The 5091-nt window shown below is 37.9% G+C and carries 6 protein-coding genes; 5 read left to right on the top strand and 1 reads right to left on the bottom strand.

Going from position 1 to position 5091, the window contains the following annotated elements:
- Positions 1-157: 157 nt before the first annotated feature.
- Positions 158-358, bottom strand: a complete 201-nt coding sequence (locus KNQ05_RS15480; protein WP_214806056.1) for a hypothetical protein — start codon at positions 356-358, stop codon at positions 158-160.
- A 326-nt stretch (positions 359-684) separates the two neighbouring features.
- On the opposite strand from KNQ05_RS15480, the gene KNQ05_RS15475 reads away from it, so the two are divergent.
- The 5 genes from KNQ05_RS15475 (at position 685) to mobV (ending at position 4932) form a co-directional block, all read left to right on the top strand.
- Entirely contained in the window at positions 685-1719 is a 1035-nt protein-coding gene (locus KNQ05_RS15475) for a protein rep (protein ID WP_214806054.1), read from the top strand.
- Between the two features lie 9 nt (positions 1720-1728).
- A complete protein-coding gene (locus tag KNQ05_RS15470) occupies positions 1729-2451 on the top strand; it encodes a hypothetical protein (protein ID WP_214806052.1) in 723 nt (240 codons plus the stop codon).
- Between the two features lie 155 nt (positions 2452-2606).
- Positions 2607-3023 carry a hypothetical protein gene (locus tag KNQ05_RS15465; protein ID WP_214806050.1) on the top strand — a complete coding sequence of 139 codons (417 nt, stop codon included), beginning with the start codon at positions 2607-2609 and terminating at the stop codon, positions 3021-3023.
- Between the two features lie 10 nt (positions 3024-3033).
- On the top strand, positions 3034-3276 hold the full coding sequence (locus KNQ05_RS15460) for a hypothetical protein (RefSeq protein ID WP_214806048.1): 243 nt from the start codon (positions 3034-3036) through the stop codon (positions 3274-3276).
- 201 nt (positions 3277-3477) lie between these two features.
- The gene (mobV, locus tag KNQ05_RS15455) at positions 3478-4932 is read left to right on the top strand and encodes a MobV family relaxase (RefSeq protein WP_214806045.1); all 1455 of its coding nucleotides are present in this window, start codon (positions 3478-3480) and stop codon (positions 4930-4932) included.
- The last annotated feature ends 159 nt before the right edge of the window (positions 4933-5091 follow it).

The raw sequence follows: 5091 nt of genomic DNA, 5'->3' as shown, positions 1-5091 counted from the left end.
ATCGCTCACAGAGCGTTCTAGAGGGGTTTTCGTTATGAGTATAAGAATTGACCACCCAACACAACAGAACCCTATTTGCTGTTCTCACGTTCCATACGTGAGAACCTGCCTACCGGCGAGGGAGCCCCTCGGGATCGAGGGGTTGGGGAGTCGATCTTTATGGTTTGTAGCTACGAATATGCGTAATGTGGCTATGGAAGATAACCACTTTTTCATCTTTTTCATTTTTTTCGTTGTGGAGTTTGTACTCACTGTATCCTTCTTCAATACCTTCTTCGCTAATGTTTCCGAGTATCTCTTTTGCAGAACCTTGAAGAATGACTTTTTCACCTGAACTTAGATGCACGATCGTAAGCATAATTTTTACCACCTTCGTTTGTTTTTTTGGTTCTTTCGAGCGAGGAAAAGCGTCTGCGAAAAATAGTTTTTTCTTATCTTGATAATAAGGGTAACTATTCCCGCACTAAAAAAGGGGCGAACAAGTGAGTAAATCCCTTGTGCCCCAATGGTTTTAGAAGAAAAGAACTTGCGTTTCCGAGTATACTCGTTTAGCATTTAAGTTACCACACGTAAACAATAAACGAAGATCGGAGGCAAGTCCTTTAGCTTATGCTGTTTTGTACCCTTTTGTGATGTCCTTAAACAGACTCCATAAAACGGTGCTACACATGGATTATAGACAATATGACACCTAAAAAACAAGACCCTATTGCACTTATAAAGCCGAAAAAGCTTGAAAATATTCGAATGTATGAACTCGCGAAGGAACATCTTTCCGAAAAAATGCAGGAATTGTATAGAGACTGCGGATCGTTTAACTTATTTGTTTCTACACTGGATAAGGAGAAGAAAAAAATGATAGGCGGAAATCATTGCAAGAATCGATTTTGTCCGATTTGCGCTTGGCGAAAAGCTAGAAAAGATGCGATGGCTCTATCTGTGGTAATGGAAGCTATGCATGAAGAACACGATGTAAAATATTTGTTTCTGACTTTGACTACACCGAACGTTCGAGCAGATGAAGTAAAGTCGGAAATCATAAATATGAATAATGCTTTTCAGAAACTTTTTAAGCGAAGAAAAGTAGATCGTATTATTCAAGGTTATGCTCGAAAATTAGAGATGACGTATGATGGAAATGCGTTAATCACGACTCCACTATTTGATAAAAAGCAAGCGTATTACGAACGATTAGGACTGAAAGTAGGAGATGAAAATCCCACCTACGATACATACAACCCACACTTTCATGTCGTTCTAGCAGTCAAAAAAAGTTACTTTAATAATTCTAAGAATTACATCAAACGTGATGAATGGTTAGAGATGTGGCGCGAGGTCACTGGTGACTACACGATCACGCAAGTTCACATCGAACGAATTAAGGAAAAACAGACTGGAAATGCTGTGGCCGAGATTGCTAAATACTCTGCTAAAAGTAATGATATGGGCGTCAGTCTAGAAGTATTTGAGACCTTCTATAATTCTTTAAAGGGTAAGCAAGTGATTGCTTATAGCGGTCTCTTTAAAGATTACATGTTGAAGTACAAAGCAAATGAATTGGAACAATACATGGAGAAAGACAAGAACGAATACTTCTACAAAATCATGGCGAATTGGCGTGCTGATCAATCTGACTTTGTATTAGAGTATGTCCAATTAACAGAATTGGAAATGTTAAAGTACAACAACAAAAAAGTCGATGAATTTGAAATAGAATAGGGTGATTAAGTGAGTGATAAAAAAGAAAAAGTGAGTTATTTCATGGACAAAATATTTCCGGAGTTTGTTAAATCGTTTTTGGGAGCTTTACTCTTGGTTTTCGCGACGTGGCTTGGAAAAGGTTCTACATCAAAAACTCCTCAAGACTTACCTTTTTCTTTTGGTATCAACAAAGATTTAGCTTTGCTCATCTATTTTATAGTGTTGTTGTATGCCCTAAAATTACTTTACACTTCAATTAAAAATTTAATTATTAACATCTACGATTCAAGACAATTATTTTTTAACTTAGATGATCTTGATGATCCTGATTTTTATCGAACTCTTGTTACTTCAATAAGTACTGATGGATTGTTCTTTTATCAAATAATAAAGGGTAAAAGTCCTTCTTATAACGCTATAAATTCTACCGGATTGATTGAAATATCTAATCCTAAATGTGCTAAAGATAATTGTTTAACAGAAGTTGTTCATACAAAAACTTCTTTTGGAAGGTATAAATATCGTTGCCCTTCTTGTAATAACAGAATAAAAAGTGATTATGGAGTTGTGACCCTTATAGAGCAAGTTAGGCTGATTGAAAGAAAAGAAATCCTTGTAGAAAGCATACGAAAGAAAAAAGAAGAAGAACTTCAACTACAAAAAGAGCGTGAAGCATTTGAGTTTTTAGAGAAACAATCTAATCAAGATCCTTTTGATCCTTTCGGTTCAGACCCTTTTGCTAAAAAATGAAAACTGTTGTTGATATGTAACTTAGAGAAGTTATCGAGTATTTCCCTTAATAAGATATTTCAGATTGTGATGTAGGGTTTCAAGAAGAATGCAACAATTAAATCGAAAATAAGTTTGGTATTGATCACATAAAAAATAATGTTTGGAGATGGATTATGTTAAAGAATTTTATATTAAATAAGTTAAAGAATTGGTCTAATTTCAGTCTTTTTGTTACTGGTGTGGTTATGATTATTGCATTGATTATTATGGTTTTTGGATTCTCAATTGCTTTTGCTTCTGTTGATTTAGCTTCAAGAATTATAGCAGGCGTTGCTGGTTTTTCTATCTTTTTTGCTGCTTCTGATTTTTTCTATTCTTCGAGAAAAATTAGACATACTTTGTTAGTCTTAGGTGTAATAATAGGTTTCGTTGTTTTCTTTTCTTCTTATCGATTGACTAATTCTGAATTAACTACTTGGACTAATGTAGTTACAGTTTTTTCTTTAGGTATTTCTCTTTATACTCTTGGACTTAAAAGACTAATTTTAATAACGAATGAAAAAGAAGATACTGTTGATAAAAGTGCTTAATTAGGAGGGATTGAAAATCGATTTAGAAGAAGTGATTTTATATTTCCCCCAATATGATATTGCGGATTGGGATGCAGGTTCACAAGAAGAATTCCGGAATGCCTTTGAACGGATCTATAACGAATATGCGGAGCATGGAGTTCAGATCGAGAAGCCTGTCATTTCATCTTTCAAAGATGAAGATGGCAGGACAGTCCTGAATCTCGAAGATCCCTTCAATCGAGATTTCATGGACGATGATTTTCATTTTTAAGGCGATGCTGCGGCATCGTCTTTTTCGTGTCTTGGACACGAAACGGCATGGGTCTTGAGTGGCGCAGCCATGCTCTTTTCACCTCGTAGAGACCGCCTCTTGCTTTGCAAGAGTATAGCGGGCTATACTCTTATCAAATCAACGCCGACAAATTCCCATCTCGCTTCTCTCGGTCTTTGTCTTTATAAGGAGGAAAACCCCATGTCGATCGAATTTGCTTGGAACACTCAAAAGAACCAAATGTCCGACATCAAAGGCAAAGAAAGAGAACAAGAACGAGAAGGACAAATCAAAAATGACATGATTGATCTCGACCGTACTCACCTTAATTATGACCTCGTACAAAGTGAATTAAATCTCTATCAACGAGCAAAAGAACGGGTCGATCAACTCAAGTCTGAAAACAAACGGGTCCAAAAAAATTCAGTCATCACCTACTCCAATATCATCACGATTCCGGAATCAGCAGCAAAGAAAATGTCGAACGAACAAATGCAGGATTACTTCAAAACGTGCCATGATTATTTCGCTGATCGGTTCGGAAAAGAGAATGTCTTGAGTGCCAAAGTCCACCTTGATGAAACGACTCCTCATATGCATCTTCACTTCATGCCAATCGACAAAGAAACAGGACGATTACAAGCCAGGACGACAATGAATAAGGCAGCATTGAATCAAATCCATGACGAGATTCCGGAACGATTACGAGAAAAAGGATTCGACGTGGTACGTGGATCGGGAGAGAAAACAAAACAGAAACTTGATATTCATGAGTACAAGGCAAAATTGGATTTGGAGAAAGAAAAAGCAGAGTTAGAGAAGCAGACATCGAAGTTAAGCCAAGAGTTGAATGAGTTGGAAAAAGAACACACCATTCTGCATCGAGAAGTCTATTACAGGAGAACGGAAAAGAGTATCCAGTTGCAGAAAATTGAAAAAGGATTTGAAGAAAAAGTCGAAGCTGCCAAAACAGAAGCAAGCCAAAAAATCGGAATGATCAAAGAAGAAGTGGCGAAGTTCGAGTACGATATGAGTCAAAATCAAGAACGTCTCATCATGGATACACAGGATGTGAACGGTCTACTCGATGCGACAAAAAGAGACCTTGAAGAGCATCAAAAACAACTCAACGAGCGAATCAATTCGCTCAAAGAGTTGGATTTCGATGAGTCTGTTAATCTCGATCTGAAGCCGAACCTGTTGAACAAAGTGTCGATGTCGAATGATACGTTCTTGGAACTGAAGAAACGGGCGGAAGTCGCGGAACGGATGCAACGGGCATTGCGGATCTCGGAGCAACGAGTCCAGACGCTGGAGAAGGACAACAGGAAAAAAGATAGTCAATTGAGCGAGATGTTTACGTTACAGATGGAGAACAGTTCTCTCAAACGACAGGTCGAGTTTTTCAAGCAAGTTGTCGCTAAAGTCCGAGAAGTTCTCATTGCTCAATTGGATGATGAAGGAAAGCCGATATACAAGCCTAATTTCATTCATCAAGCGATTGGTTTTGCGAAACATTACGTCGGACACACGTTAAAAATGAATAAAGAGGCAGCACCGGAGAATAAGCGAGAAGCGCAAGGTCGAGACTTCGCTATTAAATTGTTAGATAACGAACGGAAAGAGAAGGGTTACGGGTCTGAAATGGAGCGCTAGGATTCCGTATGGCCGTTTCTGAGCGTATATGGGTGTCAATGTAACGGAATAACGAAAAGAACCCCTCAGAATCGCTCACAGAGCGTTCTAGAGGGGTTTTCGTTATGAGTATAAGAATTGACCACCCAACACAACAGAACCCTATTTGCTGTTCTCACG

Origin of the sequence: Exiguobacterium sp. s125 (assembly GCF_018618605.1) — a bacterium.
Classification (GTDB): Bacteria; Bacillota; Bacilli; order Exiguobacteriales; family Exiguobacteriaceae; genus Exiguobacterium_A; species Exiguobacterium_A oxidotolerans.
This window is presented reverse-complemented; position numbering and strand designations above follow the sequence as displayed.

Bases quoted from the DNA above. Each gene is read 5' to 3' on its own strand.
- KNQ05_RS15480 (WP_214806056.1), bottom strand. From the start codon at position 358: ATGCTTACGATCGTGCATCTAAGTTCAGGTGAAAAAGTCATTCTTCAA.
- KNQ05_RS15475 (WP_214806054.1), top strand. From the start codon at position 685: ATGACACCTAAAAAACAAGACCCTATTGCACTTATAAAGCCGAAAAAG.
- KNQ05_RS15465 (WP_214806050.1), top strand. From the start codon at position 2,607: ATGTTAAAGAATTTTATATTAAATAAGTTAAAGAATTGGTCTAATTTC.
- mobV (WP_214806045.1), top strand. From the start codon at position 3,478: ATGTCGATCGAATTTGCTTGGAACACTCAAAAGAACCAAATGTCCGAC.